Annotated in this window: 13 protein-coding genes; 7 read left to right on the plus strand and 6 right to left on the minus strand. The window is 62.4% G+C overall.

Annotation, left to right across the window (positions count from 1 at the left end; genetic code table 11):
- Nucleotides 1-152: 152 nt before the first annotated feature.
- The 7 genes from PV773_RS01080 to PV773_RS01110 all read left to right on the plus strand — a co-directional run bounded on the left by PV773_RS01080 (nucleotide 153) and on the right by PV773_RS01110 (nucleotide 9075).
- A complete protein-coding gene (locus tag PV773_RS01080) occupies nucleotides 153-2204 on the plus strand; it encodes a hydantoinase/oxoprolinase family protein (RefSeq protein ID WP_347964552.1) in 2052 nt (683 codons plus the stop codon).
- A gap of 14 nt (nucleotides 2205-2218) precedes the next feature.
- Nucleotides 2219-4114 (plus strand): hydantoinase B/oxoprolinase family protein, encoded by a 1896-nt coding sequence (locus tag PV773_RS01085; protein ID WP_347964553.1) that lies wholly within the window; start codon nucleotides 2219-2221, stop codon nucleotides 4112-4114.
- A 28-nt stretch (nucleotides 4115-4142) separates the two neighbouring features.
- Complete coding sequence (locus tag PV773_RS01090; protein WP_347964554.1) at nucleotides 4143-4679, plus strand: SRPBCC family protein; 537 nt, start codon at nucleotides 4143-4145, stop codon at nucleotides 4677-4679.
- A gap of 169 nt (nucleotides 4680-4848) precedes the next feature.
- Entirely contained in the window at nucleotides 4849-5961 is a 1113-nt protein-coding gene (locus tag PV773_RS01095) for an S-(hydroxymethyl)glutathione dehydrogenase/class III alcohol dehydrogenase (protein ID WP_347964555.1), read from the plus strand.
- Between the two features lie 82 nt (nucleotides 5962-6043).
- Nucleotides 6044-6607, plus strand: a complete 564-nt coding sequence (gene gfa / locus PV773_RS01100; protein ID WP_347964556.1) for an S-(hydroxymethyl)glutathione synthase — start codon at nucleotides 6044-6046, stop codon at nucleotides 6605-6607.
- Nucleotides 6608-6800: 193 nt separating this feature from the next.
- A complete protein-coding gene (locus tag PV773_RS01105; protein WP_347964557.1) occupies nucleotides 6801-7853 on the plus strand; it encodes a molybdopterin-binding protein in 1053 nt (350 codons plus the stop codon).
- Between the two features lie 763 nt (nucleotides 7854-8616).
- A complete protein-coding gene (locus tag PV773_RS01110; protein ID WP_347964558.1) occupies nucleotides 8617-9075 on the plus strand; it encodes a phasin in 459 nt (152 codons plus the stop codon).
- A 248-nt stretch (nucleotides 9076-9323) separates the two neighbouring features.
- Here the strand turns inward: PV773_RS01110 and PV773_RS01115 are convergent, their stop codons facing one another.
- From PV773_RS01115 to PV773_RS01140, 6 genes are all read right to left on the minus strand, one after another.
- Nucleotides 9324-10094, minus strand: coding sequence for a fumarylacetoacetate hydrolase family protein (locus PV773_RS01115; RefSeq protein ID WP_347964559.1), 771 nt, complete (start codon nucleotides 10092-10094; stop codon nucleotides 9324-9326).
- Nucleotides 10095-10113: 19 nt separating this feature from the next.
- Nucleotides 10114-11520 (minus strand): amidase, encoded by a 1407-nt coding sequence (locus PV773_RS01120; protein ID WP_347964560.1) that lies wholly within the window; start codon nucleotides 11518-11520, stop codon nucleotides 10114-10116.
- 46 nt (nucleotides 11521-11566) lie between these two features.
- Nucleotides 11567-12814 (minus strand): TRAP transporter large permease, encoded by a 1248-nt coding sequence (locus PV773_RS01125; protein WP_347964561.1) that lies wholly within the window; start codon nucleotides 12812-12814, stop codon nucleotides 11567-11569.
- A 41-nt stretch (nucleotides 12815-12855) separates the two neighbouring features.
- Nucleotides 12856-13521: a TRAP transporter small permease gene (locus tag PV773_RS01130; protein ID WP_347964909.1), complete on the minus strand. Its 666-nt coding sequence runs from the start codon at nucleotides 13519-13521 to the stop codon at nucleotides 12856-12858.
- Complete coding sequence (locus tag PV773_RS01135) at nucleotides 13521-14570, minus strand: TRAP transporter substrate-binding protein (protein ID WP_347964562.1); 1050 nt, start codon at nucleotides 14568-14570, stop codon at nucleotides 13521-13523. Before PV773_RS01135 ends, PV773_RS01130 begins: the two co-directional genes overlap by 1 nt.
- A 105-nt stretch (nucleotides 14571-14675) precedes the next feature.
- Nucleotides 14676-15998, minus strand: a complete 1323-nt coding sequence (locus PV773_RS01140) for an aminotransferase class V-fold PLP-dependent enzyme (protein ID WP_347964910.1) — start codon at nucleotides 15996-15998, stop codon at nucleotides 14676-14678.
- Nucleotides 15999-16036: the final 38 nt, after the last annotated feature.

Here is a 16036-nt window from a genome sequence, read left to right on the forward strand (position 1 = left end):
GTGCGGTCACGCCAAAAACCACCGTCGCGGGCTCAAACAGTATCCAAATAGAAGCGATAATATCCATATTTTGGAGATTGCCGCTTGATTTGAAGCCTGCTTTCTGCAACATTTGAATGCAATATCTAATATGTGGATACGGAGGAGAGAAAATGGGCCTGCGAATTGCCATCGACACGGGCGGAACCTTTACCGACGTGGTTGCAATCGACGAAGCGACGGGACAGATCACCGCGGTGAAAACGCCCTCGACGCCCGCTGATCCGAGCGTCGGTCTTTTGAACGGCGTCCGTCGGGTCCTCGAGGAAACAGGCGGCAAGGACGAAGACCTGCAGATGCTGCTGCATGGTTCGACCGTGGCGACCAATGCCGTTCTGGAGCACAAGTTCGGCGGGCTGGGGCTGGTCGTGACGCGTGGCTTCCGCCACATGATCGAAATCGCCAGGCAGTCAGTTCCAGACGGCTATGGCAACTCCTTCTTCTGGGTCAAGCCGCCGCGCCTGGTGCCGCTCCATCTGGTTCGCGAAGTCGGCGGCCGTATGACCTTTGCGGGCGAGGAGCTGGAAACGCTCGACGAAGCCGAGACGCTTCAGGCTGTGCGCGAACTGGTCGAGGACGGCGTGAGCTGCATTGCCGTCTGCCTGCTGCATGCCTATGCCAACGACGCTCACGAGCAGCGCATCGGTGCGCTGATCAAGGAGCATTTCCCCGATGTCTTCGTCTCGCTTTCGTCGGTGGTGCTGCCCGAGTACCGCGAATATGAGCGCGCGATGACGACGCTCATCGACGTTCTGGTGAAGCCCTACTGCAAGACCTACCTGCAAAGTGCCGCCGATCGTATCCGCGCTCAGTCGGGCGACATCCCGTTCCTGATCATGCAGTCCAACGGCGGCGTGGTGAAGCACTCCACCGCTGGCGAGAAGCCGGTGACGATGCTGCTCTCGGGGCCTGCGGCTGGTATCCTTGGCTCGATCCACATGGCGCATCTGGCGGGTTACAAGGATATTCTCACCGTCGATGTCGGCGGGACCTCGACCGACGTCGCGATCATCGAGAACTACACTCCGATGTACACCTCGGCCTCGATGGTGGAGAGCTATCCGGTCAAGACGCCGATGCTCGACATCGTCACCGTCGGTTCCGGCGGCGGCTCGATCGCCTGGATCGATCCCTACGGACAATTGAAGGTCGGGCCGAAGAGCGCCGGCGCCGATCCGGGCCCGATCTGCTACGGCAAGGGCGGCACCAAGCCGACCGTGACCGATGCCGCCATTTCCCTCGGGCGATTGCCGGCGGCGCTCATCGGCGGAGCGATCAAGCTCGATGCTGATGCCGCGCGTGAGGCATACCGGAAACTGGGCGCCGAGTTCGGCATGTCGGCAGAAGAGGTCGCAGCTGGCGCCCTCGAGATCGCAGCCGTCAACCAGGTGTTCGGCATCCGCCAGGTGACGACCACCCGCGGACGCGACCCGGGGGCCTACGCCATGGTCGCATTCGGTGGTGCGGGCGGCCTGTTTGCAGCGGAGGTGGCCGACTTCCTCGACGTGCGCACCATCGTGTCGCCGCCGAACCCGGGCAATCTCTGCGCCTTCGGCCTGCATGTCTCCGACGTGCGGCGTGACTACATCCGTACAATGGTGCGCCGGCAGTCTACGGCCGATGCTGCCGAAATCCTTGCGGCCTGGGACGATCTGGTGCGTGGTGGCATCGCCGATATCGCAGCCGAAGGCATCGCCGAGGACAAGATCGAGATCCGCCGCGTCGCCGACGTCCGCTATTTCGGCGAGGGCCATGAGGTGCAGGTCGACATTCCTTCCGATCTTGGCGGAGAAGCCGCGATCGCGCACCTGTTCAAGGATTTCCATCGCGTTCACGACCAGACGTTCGGCTTCCACTATGAGGGCGAACAGGACGTCGAGGTGGTCAATCTCCGGGTCCAGGCGGTCGGCGTGCAACACCGTCCAAACCTCAAGCCGGACACCATCGCCCGCGACGCCGCCAGCCCATTCGGCTACCGGATGGCCTACTGGCGTGCCACCGGCTGGGTGGACTGCCCTCTCTACAACCGAACCGAGCTTGCCGTCGGACAGCTGATTGCCGGCCCTGCCATCGTCGAAGAGTACGGCTCGACCGTCGTGGTTCCGGCGAGCTGGAGCGTCCGCGCCGACCAATACGGCAATCTCATCCTGGACAAGAACGCCTAAGCGGAGGACACCCCATGCTTGACAAGACAAAGCGCACAGCCCTCGGCCCGATCGAGCTCGAGGTGATCCACGGCACCATCCGCGCTGCGGAACTAGAGATCGAGGCAGCGGTGGAGCGCACCGCACGCTCGCCGATGATCCGCGACCAGCACGACTATCGTGTCGCGCTGTTTGACGCCAAGGGCCGCAAGCTGACTGGTCGCTCCTACTCAGCTATCGTGGAGCCGGTGTTCGAGTACTTCGGTGCTGACAACATCCATCCAGGCGACGTCTTCTTCTGGAACGACCCATATAACTCCTGCGGCGGTATCGGCCATGTGCCCGACCTCTGCACGACAGTGCCGATTTTCCACGGCGAACGGCTTATCGGTTTCAGCCAGGTGTTCGGTCACCACGACGATATCGGCGGCGCCGTGCCGGGCAGTCTTCCCGTCCATGCCACCGACAGCTGGATGGAAGGCGTGCTGATCCCGCCAATCAAGCTCTATGAGCGCGGTAAGCTCAACGAGGCGGCGTTCAAGATCATCGTGCGCAACTCTCGCCTGTCGGAACATCTGGCCGGTGATCTCGATGCCGAAATCGGCGCGGCAAAGCTCGGTTCCCGTCGGATCGTCACGCTCGCGGAGCGGTATGGTGTCGACACTCTGGAAGCTGCGTTCGACCAGATCCTGAAGAACACCGCGGAAATCTTCCGCCGCGAAATCCTCCCGCGCATCAAAGACGGCGAGTATCACTTCGAAGACTACATCGAGGCGGATGGCGTGGAAGAAAACCGACTTCATGCCTTGCGCATCAAGATGATCAAGACGCCCGAGAAGATCATCCTCGACTTCACCGGGACGGACCCCGAGGCCAAGGGGCCTATCAACTGGTCGCTTGATGAAATGGAGGGCCGCTACTTCCGCAAATGGCTGGCGCCGACGCTGCGCTCGCTGGCTTCCTCGCCCGAGCGGGCGGCGGAAATCGATTCCAACGAGGGCGTGCTCGACGTCATCGACGTGATCTTCCCCGAAAAGGGGACGCTGATCACGCCGACCTTCGGAAAGCCGACAGGCATGCGCTTCTTCCTGATGCTGCGTACACTCGGTTCGTTTGCGGCCTGCCTGTCCAAGGCGACCGACGGCAAGATGCCGGCCGATCACGAGACGATCCGCATCTGGGGCGTGACCGGTGGCAACACGCAAGACAACTTCTTCCTCTTCCGCGAAGTATTGGGAGGGGGTAGTCCGGGCCGGCCCTGGGCCGACGGCTCGGACGTGGTCCATATCGTTCCCAACTCGAAGAACCTGCCGGCTGAATTCTCCGAGACGCGCTATCCGATCCTGGTCGAGAGACTCGGCCTCAAGCAGGGATCTGGCGGGCCTGGCTACCATCGCGGCGGCTTCGGCTATGACAAGCGTATCAAGATGCTGGGCGATTGCCGGCTGATCTCGAATGCCGACCGATCGCTGCTTGGCTGCTACGGCGTCAACGGCGGCAAGGCTGGTGCCAACTACCAGGTGTCGGTCAGCGACGGCGACGGCAGCGAGACCGTTCACCCGGGCATGTGCGATACCGTCACCGTGCCGGTTGGCGCCTCGATCACCATCGTCACGACGGGTGGCGGCGGCTGGGGCGATCCATTGCAGCGTCCGGTCGAAAAAGTGGTCGAAGATGTCCAGTGCGGGCTGGTGTCGCCGGAATCGGCACGGGACGACTATGGCGTCGAGCTCGTGAAGTCCGGTCGCAAGTGGACGGCCGATGCCGCGGCGACGGCGGCACGGCGCAGCAAGCTGGCGAAGGAGCGCGGCACGCCGCCGATGTTCGACCGCGGCCGATATTTCGACGATCTCAAGGTCGCCGGGAAAATTAGCCGGCCGGACGGATGGACCGACCCGGATGCCGGCTGGTACGCAAAGCCGGTGGCTTGATTTGGTCCGCATGACAAGGGAGTGAGGCATGAAGATCAGTCAATCCTTCGAAGTGGCACGGCCTCTTCCTGCAGTCTGGGAGCTGTTCCAGGATGTTCCCGCCGTGGCGGCTTGCATGCCCGGCGCCGAGCTTACCGAGAACAAGGGCGACGGCGTCTATGCCGGTCGGGTCGGCATCAAGCTTGGCCCGTTCGGCGCTTCCTTCGAGGGAGAGGCGCAGGTAACCGCGGACCCGGCCAGCTTCGTTGGCCGGGCCGAAGGGCGCGGCATCGACAAGAAGGGCGGCAGCCGCTCAAGGCTGGTCATGGACTACCAGCTCAAGGAGGCCGGTTCCGCCACGCTCGTCAGCATCGATGCGGATATCCAGCTTGCCGGCCCCATCGCCCAGTTCGGGCGCACCGGCATCGTCACGGAAACCGCAAACGTGCTGATTGGGCAGTTCGTCAAGAATGTCGAAGCTCGCCTGTCCGGAGAGGCGGCAGATGCGCCTCAGTCGAACGAGATCAGCGCCCTGAAAGTGGCCGGCATGGTCATGAAGTCATACTTCAAGCGATCCGGCTCCTGACCCAACAGTCGGCCCTCCGGTCACGCGACCGGAGGGCCGTTCGCAGTACGGAAGTAGAACTGATCGATCCGCTTCACCAATCGGATGACGCGGCGAAGCGCGGACGGCCTCAAGTGCGGTTGATCGCTGCCTGCCACAGCATCCAGGTTCGCCGCGAAGGAGTACTTCAGTGAAATCACGTGCAGCGGTTGCCTGGGAGGCGAACCGGCCTCTGACGATCGAGACGATCGAGATCGGCGGGCCGAAGGCCGGCGAGGTGCTGGTCGAGGTCATGGCGACGGGTGTCTGCCACACCGACGCCTATACGCTGTCGGGCCTCGATTCCGAAGGTAAGTTCCCGGCAATACTCGGCCACGAGGGTGCTGGCGTCGTCCGAGAGGTTGGTGCTGGCGTCACGGGCTTGCGGCCGGGCGACCATGTCATCCCGCTCTACACGCCCGAATGCCGGCAGTGCAAAACCTGCCTGTCGCAGCGCTCCAACCTGTGCACCTCGATCCGCACCACCCAGGGCCAGGGGCTGATGCCCGACAAGACCTCGCGCTTCTCCTGCGATGGCGGCGAGATCTTCCACTACATGGGCTGCTCGACCTTCTCCAACTTCACGGTGCTGCCGGAGATCGCGCTCGCCAAGGTGCGCGAGGACGCGCCCTTCGACAAGATCTGCTACATCGGCTGCGGCGTCACCACCGGCATCGGTGCCGTGATCTACACGGCCAAGGTGCGGCCCGGCTCCAATGTCGTGGTCTTCGGCCTCGGCGGCATCGGCCTCAACGTCATCCAGGGCGCCCGCATGGTTGGCGCCGACAGGATCATCGGCGTCGACATCAATCCGGCCAAGGTCGCGATGGCGCGCAGGTTCGGCATGACCGACTTCGTCAACCCGCGCGAGATCGGCAACGACAAGGTGGTGCAGGCCATCCAGGACTTGACCGACGGCGGCGCCGACTATTCGTTCGACGCCACCGGCAACACCGATGTGATGCGCCAGGCGCTCGAATGCTGCCATCGCGGCTGGGGGGAATCGATCATCATCGGCGTCGCCGAGGCTGGCAAGGAGATCGCCACCCGGCCGTTCCAACTGGTCACCGGCCGGATATGGAAGGGCACCGCCTTCGGCGGCGCGCGCGGCCGCACCGACGTGCCGAAGATCGTCGACTGGTACATGGAGGGCAAGATCAAGATCGACGATCTCATCACCCACACGATGCCGCTGGACGAGATCAACACGGCCTTCGAGCTGATGCACGAAGGCAAGTCGATCCGCTCGGTCGTCCTGTTCTGAGCCGATGGCCTGTTTCGCCTGATCCACGTCGGCGGTCAGCCGGGGCCGTCGGCCAAAGTATGTCCCGGCAATGGAGGAGAACATGAAATCGTTGCATCCCGCCATCGATCATGGCTTCAAGCCGGGAACGGGTAGCTTTGCCGGCGGAACTCTGGTTTGCGCCTGCGTCGATCGGCCCGTGAAGGTGAAGATCAAAGGCGACGTCGCCCATAACCACGCCTGCGGCTGCACCAAATGCTGGAAGCCGGACGGTGCGGCCTTTTCGATCGTCGCGGTCACGGGCCACGAGAATGTCGAGGTGATCGAAAACGGCGACAAGCTCGCGGTGGTCGACCCGAGCGCGCTGATCCAGCGCCACGCCTGCACCGAATGCGGCGTCCACATGTACGGCCCGGTCGAGCGCGATCATCCGTTCAAGGGGCTCGACTTCATCCATCCGGAGCGGTTCCAGGAGAACGGTTGGTCGGCGCCGGGCTTTGCGGCCTTCGTCTCTTCGGTCATCGAAGCCGGTGTCGACCCGGCAGCGATGGATGATATCCGCTCCAGGCTCAACGAGCTTGGCCTTGCGCCTTACGACTGCCTATCACCGGCCCTGATGGACTACATCGCCACCTGGACCGCAAAGAAAAGCGGGATCCTGGCCTGATTTCAGGCAGAGGGGGGCGTCAACGAGCGCGCCGACGCCGAAGGTGGTGTCGGCGCCGAATTTGCCGAAGTCCCGGAACGTCCAGCGCGTGTAAAGCCTGTCGTCGGGACGGGCTATGGCCGTTGTTTCCCGATCATGTGAAGCAGGTTGCCGCCGGCGGCTTCGGTGCGGAATTTGCAAAGAGCGAGGCGGCATGAAGTTCGGTTCCGTCCCGGTCGCCGAAGCTGAAGGTGCGGTACTTGCCCACGCCACCACCGCAGGTGACGTGCGCTACCGCAAGGGCCATGTGCTCGGAGCCGGGGATGTTGCTGCCTTGCAGACCGCAGGGCTCGCGGACATTGTCGTTGTAGTCTTGGGGCCAGGCGATCTGGGCGAGGATGAAGCTGCCAGTACGATCGCCACAGCAATGCGTCATTGCTTTGTCGAGGTAAAGCCCGCCTCGACGGGGCGCGTCAATCTGCATGCACAGGAAGCCGGCGTCTTCACCGTAGACAAAAGCCTGATCGACGCAATAAATGCCGTCGACCCATCGATCACGCTCGCCACTCTCGCCAACCACGTGACGGTCGAGAAGGGCCAGATGGTCGCGACCGTGAAAATCATCCCCTTCGCGGTCTCCGGCGACCTTGTGCGCAGGGCCGCTGCCTTCTGCCAGGACCGAGCGATCTGTGCTGTGAGCCCTTTCATAGCTAGGCGCGTTGGCCTGATTCAGACTGTGCTGCCGAGTGTGAAAGAGAGCGTGCTCGACAAGACCGTGCGCGTCACCGGTCAACGCCTGGCGCGTTCCAGCAGCGTAGTCAGTGCCGAACTCCGCACCAAGCATGAAACGGTGGCGGTGGCGGGGGCTGTCAAGGTGCTCGCTCGCGACCACGATCTGATCGTCATCTTTGCTGCGTCAGCGCTTGCCGATTTCGACGACGTCATCCCGGCAGCCATTCGCGCAGCCGGCGGCATCGTTATTCGCGCAGGCATGCCCGTCGATCCCGGCAATCTGCTGGTGCTGGGCGAAATTGGCAGCGCGGCTGTGATCGGCGCACCAGGTTGTGCGCGAAGCTACAAGGAAAACGGATTCGACTGGGTTCTCGACCGACTCACTGCTGGGCTTGGTGTGACGGCGGCAGATATTGGCGGCATGGGCGTGGGCGGTCTGCTGATGGAAATCCCTACGCGGCCGCAGCCGCGTGCTGCCCGCGCTGGCAAGACTGCGCCCCGGTGCTCGCCGGTGTTGATTGGCGGCGAGCGGTGACGGTACTTTTGGTGTTAGTAGGTGGAACATCTTTTGGATCCGAAGGGCTGGCGAAAGGACCGATTGATCCCGATAGTCCGCGAAATGGTAATAAAAAGATGCGAAAAATTTCCCTTTAAAATCAACATTGTAGGATATTGGCGGGCTGTTCGAAAGTATTCCCAATGGCGGTCAAAGAAAAACCAACTGGATCAATATCTTAGCTGGTCCAAAAACAATTGAGTGGGAATGATTTTGGGTCCTTCGCGGTCTATCGCAAACTGTCGGAAGTCACATTTAAGTACCTGAGTTCAAAAATAGAAATCTTCATCATTTATCGCGGACTATCGCCTGCAAAAGGACCGCGCTGAATTCGTTAAGGAAAGCAGCGTCGAAGCAGGCCGAATTTTGCCTGACGGTCTTTTAGGCCCAAAATCAGTCGATTTCCGCCAGAAATGGATTGTGTCGGTTCCGTAGCAGTCCCAACCCATCCGGCAACCGACCGTGGGCGATTTGCGAAGCTGCAACAGACTGCGCAATCGGCAGTTGCAATCGCGGTTGGAGCTCACTCGTAAGGTTGATGCAACCCTCTGAGCTACGTGTCACCTCGCAAGGTGGGTGCCGCTGTTCCTATATGTCGTCGGACCGTCCGAAGCGTCGTCATCCCTCGCTATTCGACCGGCCCGCTCGCTCAAATTCATGTCGGTTTCACAAATCCGTTGTGACGGTTTCGTACATGAAGGAGGGGGCTTTGTTTTAGGCCACTCTGGAAAAGGATGGAAAAATGTCCAAGATCCCCGGCAAGACCGAAACGATCGAAAACGCGGAATCCGCTAGCTTCGAGCCGTCCAAGGCTACCGATTTTCGCGCTGTGGCCGAACAGGGTGCTGAGCAGGGGAAGGAAGCTTTTTCCAAATTGCAATCGGACGCGGAAACCACTCAAAAGGCTTTTGAGTCGACTGTTGAAATGGCCCAGACAACTCGCGATGGGGTGTCCTTGAAGGCCATTGCCGCTCTGCGAGCCAATGCCGAAGCCGGCTTCGTACACCTCGAAGCGTTGGTTGCCGTGAAGTCGCCGTCCGAGTTCTTCGAACTGCAGTCCGCTTTCCTGAACAAACATATCGAAACTTCCATCGAGCAGGCCAAGACTTTGCAGGCCGTGATGTTGAGAGCCGCAGAGGACGTATCCAAGCCGATCAGGGATGCCTTCGAGAAGGCTTTGAAGGACCCCAAGGCCGCCTGATTCCTCAGGCAATCCGAAGGCGGAGATCGTACTTGGTACGCTTCCCGCGATAGGCAAGACCGGCACCTTGCGCCGGTCTTGCTCCATTCGGCCCACTTCGTCTGCCTGATCGCATCCTCGTGAGGTCGTCCTTGCGGTTTTCAGGCCCGAAGCGACGAGTTGACGTCAGGCTCCCGCACGAGGATTTTTTGCTAACCAAGCATAGTAGGAGCGGTGCGCGCTGTAGCTGGATCTTGGTCTCTGTCTTCCTACAACTGGACCCTGGTGCTGCCGATGCCTTCAAATTCGGCAACGACCAGATCACCCTCTCTGGCGTCCAGGATACCGACCCAGGTTCCCGTGGTCACGACTGTACCCGCCCCCGCGATTGCACCGTTCCTGGTGATATGCCTGAGCCAGGCACCAAGGCCCCAAGTCGGTGCGCCAAGCGCATGGGTTCCGCAGCGCTCCACTACGTCCTTACTCCCGATCGCCACCCGGCAGACCTGGCGCGACCAGTCGCGCGCCTTCCAGGGCTGCCAGTCGCCCAGAATGAGAGCGCCATGGCACTGAAGGTCGGCCAGGCGCAAGAGGGGAGGGGCCGCCATGCATTCAGTCCAGCGGGAGTCGACGATCTCGATGGATACCGCCATGGCGTCGATCAGTTCGACTGCCGCCGTCTCGTCCAGCTCGGCGGCAAGCCGGGCATCGACGTCCCGTCCCAGACGCAATGCGATTTCCGCCTCGATTCCGCGTCGGGTGAACGAAAAGCCGTTCGCGATCGCCGGGCTCGTCCATACGCCATGGGGCGGAAGCGGCGCATGCGTCAGAACGGATTGGCGCGATTGGCCGCCGGATTTCCAGTGGCGCGGCGCGGCATTCGCGAACCACCGCAGTGCTCCCGAGACAGCCTCCTGCACGGCATACGCTTCATCCGCGCCGGCCAATGCCTTGTCGAATACGGCCGCCACATGGGGTTGACCCTGTTGGCGCGCCGACAACAAGGTATCTGCGACGATCTGAACCGACGATGTAGACATGATGCGATGCTTTCTGGTCTTAGAGGTCGGGCCAGCGATCGGCCCAGGGAGCGGCGGCTTCATAGGCGTCGCCGAGATCGAGCAGCAGATCGTCCGCTCCATAGGCGCCGATGAGCTGAATGCCGATCGGTAGCCCCGTCGAGGAAGGCGCAGCCGGCACGGCCAGCGCCGGCAGGCCGGCGGCGTTCACCCAGCCGGTGAAGACGGCATGGCCGCGCGGCCCGACCGATTGGCCTGCAATCGTCGGCGGGTAGGCTTCTCGGGCTGGCCATGGCAGCGCCGCTGCTGCCGGAGTGACGAGCATGTCGTAGGCATCGAACACGGCCGCGCACTGCTGGCGTAGGCGCTCGATGTCCTCAAGTGCCCGCCAGAGGCGCGACGCTCCGTATTTGGCGCCTGCTTCCGCCATGTCCAGATACTTGGACGCCGCGCCGCCACGCCATTCGGGCTGCGCTTCGAAAAGCCGGGCCAGGCCGACCTGGCCGATGAGCGGCCATGTCTCGGTCATGAAATCGAGATTCAATGGCATTTCGCCTTCGTCGACAATGTGACCCAAACTCTGGAATACCTTCGCCGCACCCGCGCAGTTGGCCGCGATCTCGGGATCGACCGGAGCTCCGGCGATCGTCGGTACGTAGAGAATGCGCAACGGTTTTTGCCTGGGCGTTTGCCGCGCCCCGGAGGCGGCGAACGAACGCCAGTCGGTCGCCCGCGGCCCCCTCAGCACGTCGAACATCATTCGAGCGTCCGCGACCGTTCGGGCCAGCGGTCCCACGACCTCGAAATCGAGCAGAAGCGAGGGCAGGCCGCCGGCGCGTGCAACGGCGCCGATCGAGGGCTTGAACCCGACCAACCCGCAATGCGAGGCGGGCCTGCGGATCGAGCCGCCGCCATCGGTGCCAAGCGCCAGGGGGGCGATGCCTGCGGCGAGGCCGGCAACCGCCCCGCCGCTCGAGCCGCCGGGCGTCAAGGCGAGATTCCAAGGATTGCTCGTTACCCCGAAAAGCCGGTTGTCAGTGTAACCTTCCAGTGCGAACTCGGGCAGATTGGTTTTGCCGATGATGAGGGCGCCGGCTTCGCGCAGGCGTGCCACCGGCAGTTCGTCACGCGCCGGCCTGTGGGCGCGCAACGCTGGCGAACCCCAGGTGGCCGCCTGGTCCGCGGTCGCCAGATTGTCCTTGATGGTGACAGGAATGCCATCCATCGCGGAAAGGGGCTTACCTGTCCCGTAACGCTCGGTAGCGGCGTCGGCCTCGCGCAGCATGGCCTCCTCGCGCCGAGCGATGACGGCATTTATCCGCGGATTGACGGCGTCCAGTCGAGCCAGGCAAGCCTGCGCTACGGCACGCGGCGTTAAGGTGCCACTGCGATAGCGTTGCTGCAGCTGGACGGCGGAAAGGCGCCAGGCTTGTTCGTGCTTGTCCATGTTTGTCATGCCTTTCCGCGATCGGGGATGTCTGCCTTCCAGTCCGTCACATGTACAGCGGCAGCCATGTCACGATCGATGGCGCGGCGATTAGCAGCAGTGTGAAGAGCAGCATGATGACGGCATAGGGCAATGCCCCCCAAATGGCGTCCTGTATTCCACCGTTGTCGGGACGGATGCCGTGGACCACGAAGAGGTTCATGCCCACGGGCGGCGTGATCATGCCAAGTTCGGACATCAGCACGATGAAGATGCCGAACCAGATGGGATCGACGCCCAGCGCCATGGCGATCGGATAGGTGATCGGGATGGTCGCCACCTGCATGGAAAGCACGTCCATGAACATGCCGAGCACCAGATAGAAGACGATGAGTGCCAGCAGGAGCGCCGTTTGCGACAGCCCGAGGCTGACGACCCACCTGGTCATGTTTTCGGCCACGCCGGTCAGGCTGATGGTCAGGTTCAGGATGAACGCCGCCGTTATTATCAGCAGGATCATGCCGCTGATGCGTCCGCTCGAGATGAAGCAGTTGCGCAGCAAGGCCCAATCCAGACGTCCCGACCGCCACACGAAGAACAATGCCGCCAATACGCCGAGCGCCGCGCTCTCGGTAGCCGTGGCGATGCCGAAATAGAGGCTTCCCATGACGATGCCGAACACGATCGCCGGCGGCACCAGGTTGCGCAGGAGCCGGATTCGCTCGCCCAGCGGCACCTTGGGCTCACGCATGCTCTCCTTGCTCCACATCGCGGCAACGGCGATGTACAGCATGAACATTCCGGTGAGCAGCAGTCCAGGAATGATCCCGGCAATGAACAGCTTGCCGATGGAGTTGTTGGTGAGCGAACCGTAGACGATCATGTTCACGCTGGGCGGAATGAGGATGCCCAGGGTTCCGCCGGCGGCGAGCGAGCCGAGCGAGGATCGCATGGAGTAGCCGCGCGCCCGCAGCGACGGGAGTGCCACGGTTCCGACAGTGGCAGCGGTCGCCACCGAAGATCCCGACGTGGCCGCGAACATGGCGCAGCTGCCGATGTTCGTGTGCAGCAGGCCGCCCGGCAGCCTGCCCAGCCAGGCCGACAGTGCAACATACATCCGGTCGGCGATACCAGAGCGCAATAGAAGCTCTCCCAGCAGCACGAACAGGGGAATGCTCGTCAGCAGATTGTCGTTCTGGACGCCCCACACGACAGGCGCGATCGAATCCAGAAAGGGGATGCCGTACGCGGCCACGCCGCCAACGACGCCGATGACCGCCATCGAGATCGCGATCGGCAAGCCGATCAGCATCATGGCGAGCATCGCAGAGAAGCCCAGGGCAATGAATGGCACGCTCATGAAGCTTCTCCCCCCTGGCGCAGCACGAGGTCATCGAGTTCTTCCTTGAGTTCTTCCTTGGCGCTCTTGGGAGAAAAGTCGGTCAGCAGGCGGTCGGTGCGGCCGTTGAGGAAAAGCCGGATCGCTTGCAATGAATAGCCGCCGGCGACGAGGGCGAACGCGATCAGCCCGGCGAGCCACAGCGACTGCGGATAGGCGAGCGGCGTCGCCCAGGGCGTGGGCGCCGTGCTTCCGTAGTTTAAGGTGTCGACAAGGACCTGGAACGCGAGCCAGCAGATGAAAATGCCGAACGCGGCCAGCGAGACGATCGACAACAGGTTCAGCACCGCCTGCCAGCTTTTGGGCAAACGCTCGTGAAACACATCGACGCGGATGTGGGCCCGACCCATGATCGCCAGGCTGAACGCCAAGGTGGAGCCCAGCGCCAGCGCGTAGCCGCCGAGTTCATCGGCGCCCTGCAGCGAGAAGTTGAACAGCTTTCTCGACAGGGTTTCCACGGAGACGACGACCGACAGCCCGAAGAAGATGACGCCGAAGACGAGGGCAAGGGCCGACTCGATGCCTTCCTTGAGGCGCTTCGATGCGGCACGGCCCGATTCTTCCGATTCACGGCTGCCTGCCTCGGAGATCCGAGGCAGGTTGTTGGAGGATGCGGTGCTCATCACTTGATTCCCACGACCTGGCCGACCGTCGATTTCCACGAGGCAATGCAGCCGGGGTCGGCCTTGTCGCAAACTTCGGCCCAGGAAGGCAGGGAAATCTGGGTGACCGCTTCCTTGAGCAGCGCACGATCGGCATCCGACACCGGCACGTCGACAAGGTTGAACTTCTTGCCGGTCGTGCACGGATCCTTGCCGGCATTGCAGTTAACCGCGTCGGCAAAGAGCGTCTCGGAATATGTCCAGATGTCGCTCGTGAGGGCCGCGACGGCCTCGGTCAGCTTGGCCTGCTGATCAGGCGTAAGCTTCTCCCAGGTCTTGAGCGAAATCACATAGCCGTTGACGGCCAACTGGAAGCCGATGGCCAGCTGGTACGAACTCACCTCCGGCCAGCCCGAGGAGTTGGCGGAACTGGCGCCGCTGATGGCGCAATCGACGACACCCAGCGACAGCGACTGGTAGGTGTCGGCGAAGGATATCGGAACGGGAGTGCCGCCAACGGATTCGATGAACTTGGCCAGGTTCTGGTCGTAGGTCCGCACCTTCAGACCCTTGACGTCGGCCAGCTTCGCTATCGGCTTGTTGCAGAACAGGATTTGCGGCCCGAACGGAAACACGCCGAGCAACTTGACCCCGAACTGCTTTTGCAGGCGCGCGTCGGCAATTGGCAGATAGGCCTCCGTCACCTTGCGGCCGGTGGCATAGTCCGGGTTCAGGCCGACCAGGTCGAACCCCAGCAGGGCAGGCTCGTCGCGCGAATTCTGCGGGAAGCGCAGCGACGCCATTTCGAACAGGCCCGACTTCAACACCCGCAGTTCCTCGGTGTCCTTGATGCCGAGCGTGTCGATCGGCTTGTAGTCCATCTCGATCGGCAAGCCGGTCGCGGTCTGGAAATTTTCGAAGAAGGGTTTTTCCTTTTTGGCCTGGACCAGCCCCGTCGCCAAAGGCTGGCCGATGACCCGGATTTTCAGCGCCTCCTGCGCTGTGGCCGGCAGGTAAAGGCTGGCTGCCAGTCCGGCCGCCGCAACAAGCTTGAACAAGCATTTCGACATCGTCGTCTCCTCCATGAACCGATGCACCGACCCTAGTTCGGCATGAGAAATACCGTTGTTATTGTGTTCCCCTCGCGCCCGTCTTGGTGGGCGCCAGATACTTTCTTATGAGTGGGCACCCGCCAATTTCCGTCCACCGACCGCCAGTTGCGATGCCTGGTTTGCGGCCGGGATGCGTTCGTGCGGATTACGGGCCACCGGCCTCGCCGTGTCCCGCAGGTACTGCATGGCTGCGGCAACGCCGTCACCCTTGAGCTCGACCCCCGAGAGGTGCAGGCCCATCTGGCAGCCGCCTAGCGTGGCCAAAAGCGTCAGGTCGTTGCAATCGCCCAGGTGACCGATGCGGAACATGAGGCCCTTGAGCTTGCCCAGGCCCGCCCCCAGCGACATGTTGAAATTCTCGTAGATGAGCTTGCGCACGCAATCGGCATCCACACCCGACGGCATCATGACGCCCGTCAGCACGGGCGAGTGGCAAGCCTCTTCGAGGCACTGGATCTCGAGCCCCCAGGCACGGACTGCCGCGCGGCATGCTGCGGCCAGGCGCTCGTGGCGCTCAAATACATTCTCGAGCCCTTCCTGCTCGATCATGTCCAGGGCTTCCGACAGGCCATAGAGGAGATTGGTGCTCGGGGTGTAGGGCCAGTACCCCGTCTTGTTCATCTCGATGATCTCGTCCCAGGCCCAGAACGATTTGCCCAGCGTTGCCCGCTTGCCGACTTCCAAAGCCTTCGGCGACACGACGTTGAAGCTGATGCCTGGGGGCAGCATCAAGCCCTTCTGCGAGCCACTGACGGTGACATCGACCCCCCACTCGTCGTGCCGGTAGTCGGCCGAAGCAAGCCCGGAGATCGTATCCACCATGAGCAAGGCCGGGTGGCCGGCGGCGTCGATCGCCCTGCGCACTGCCGCGATGTCGGACGTCACACCCGTCGAGGTCTCGTTGTGAACGACGCAAACCGCCTTGATCTCGTGACGGGCGTCGTCTCTCAGGCGGGCTTCGATCATGTGCGCCTGCACGCCGCGGCGCCAGCCCTCGAGGCCGGGCAATCCCAGGAACTCGGGCTTCAGGCCGAGACGCTCCGCCATCTTCTTCCACAGCGCAGCGAAATGGCCCGTTTCATACATCAGGACGGCATCGCCCTTGCTCATGGTGTTGCTGAGCGCGGCTTCCCAAGCGCCGGTACCGGAGGCCGGATATATGACCACCGGATGTTCGGTCTTGAACACGCGACGGATGCCGGCCAGCACCTTGCGACCCAGGGCGCCGAATTCGGGACCGCGATGATCGATGGTCGGATAGCTGATGGCGCGCAGGATGCGGTCAGGCACCGGACTGGGACCTGGGATCTGGAGAAAATGGCGGCCGCTGGGGTGGAAATTCAGATCCGGCACGATGGACTCCCTCTGTTGCTCCGAACATGACATAATACATAATACAAAACACAATCCGAGAAAAGCCAAGA

The sequence above is a fragment of the Mesorhizobium sp. CC13 genome, assembly GCF_039907765.1.
Classification (GTDB): domain Bacteria; phylum Pseudomonadota; class Alphaproteobacteria; order Rhizobiales; family Rhizobiaceae; genus Aminobacter.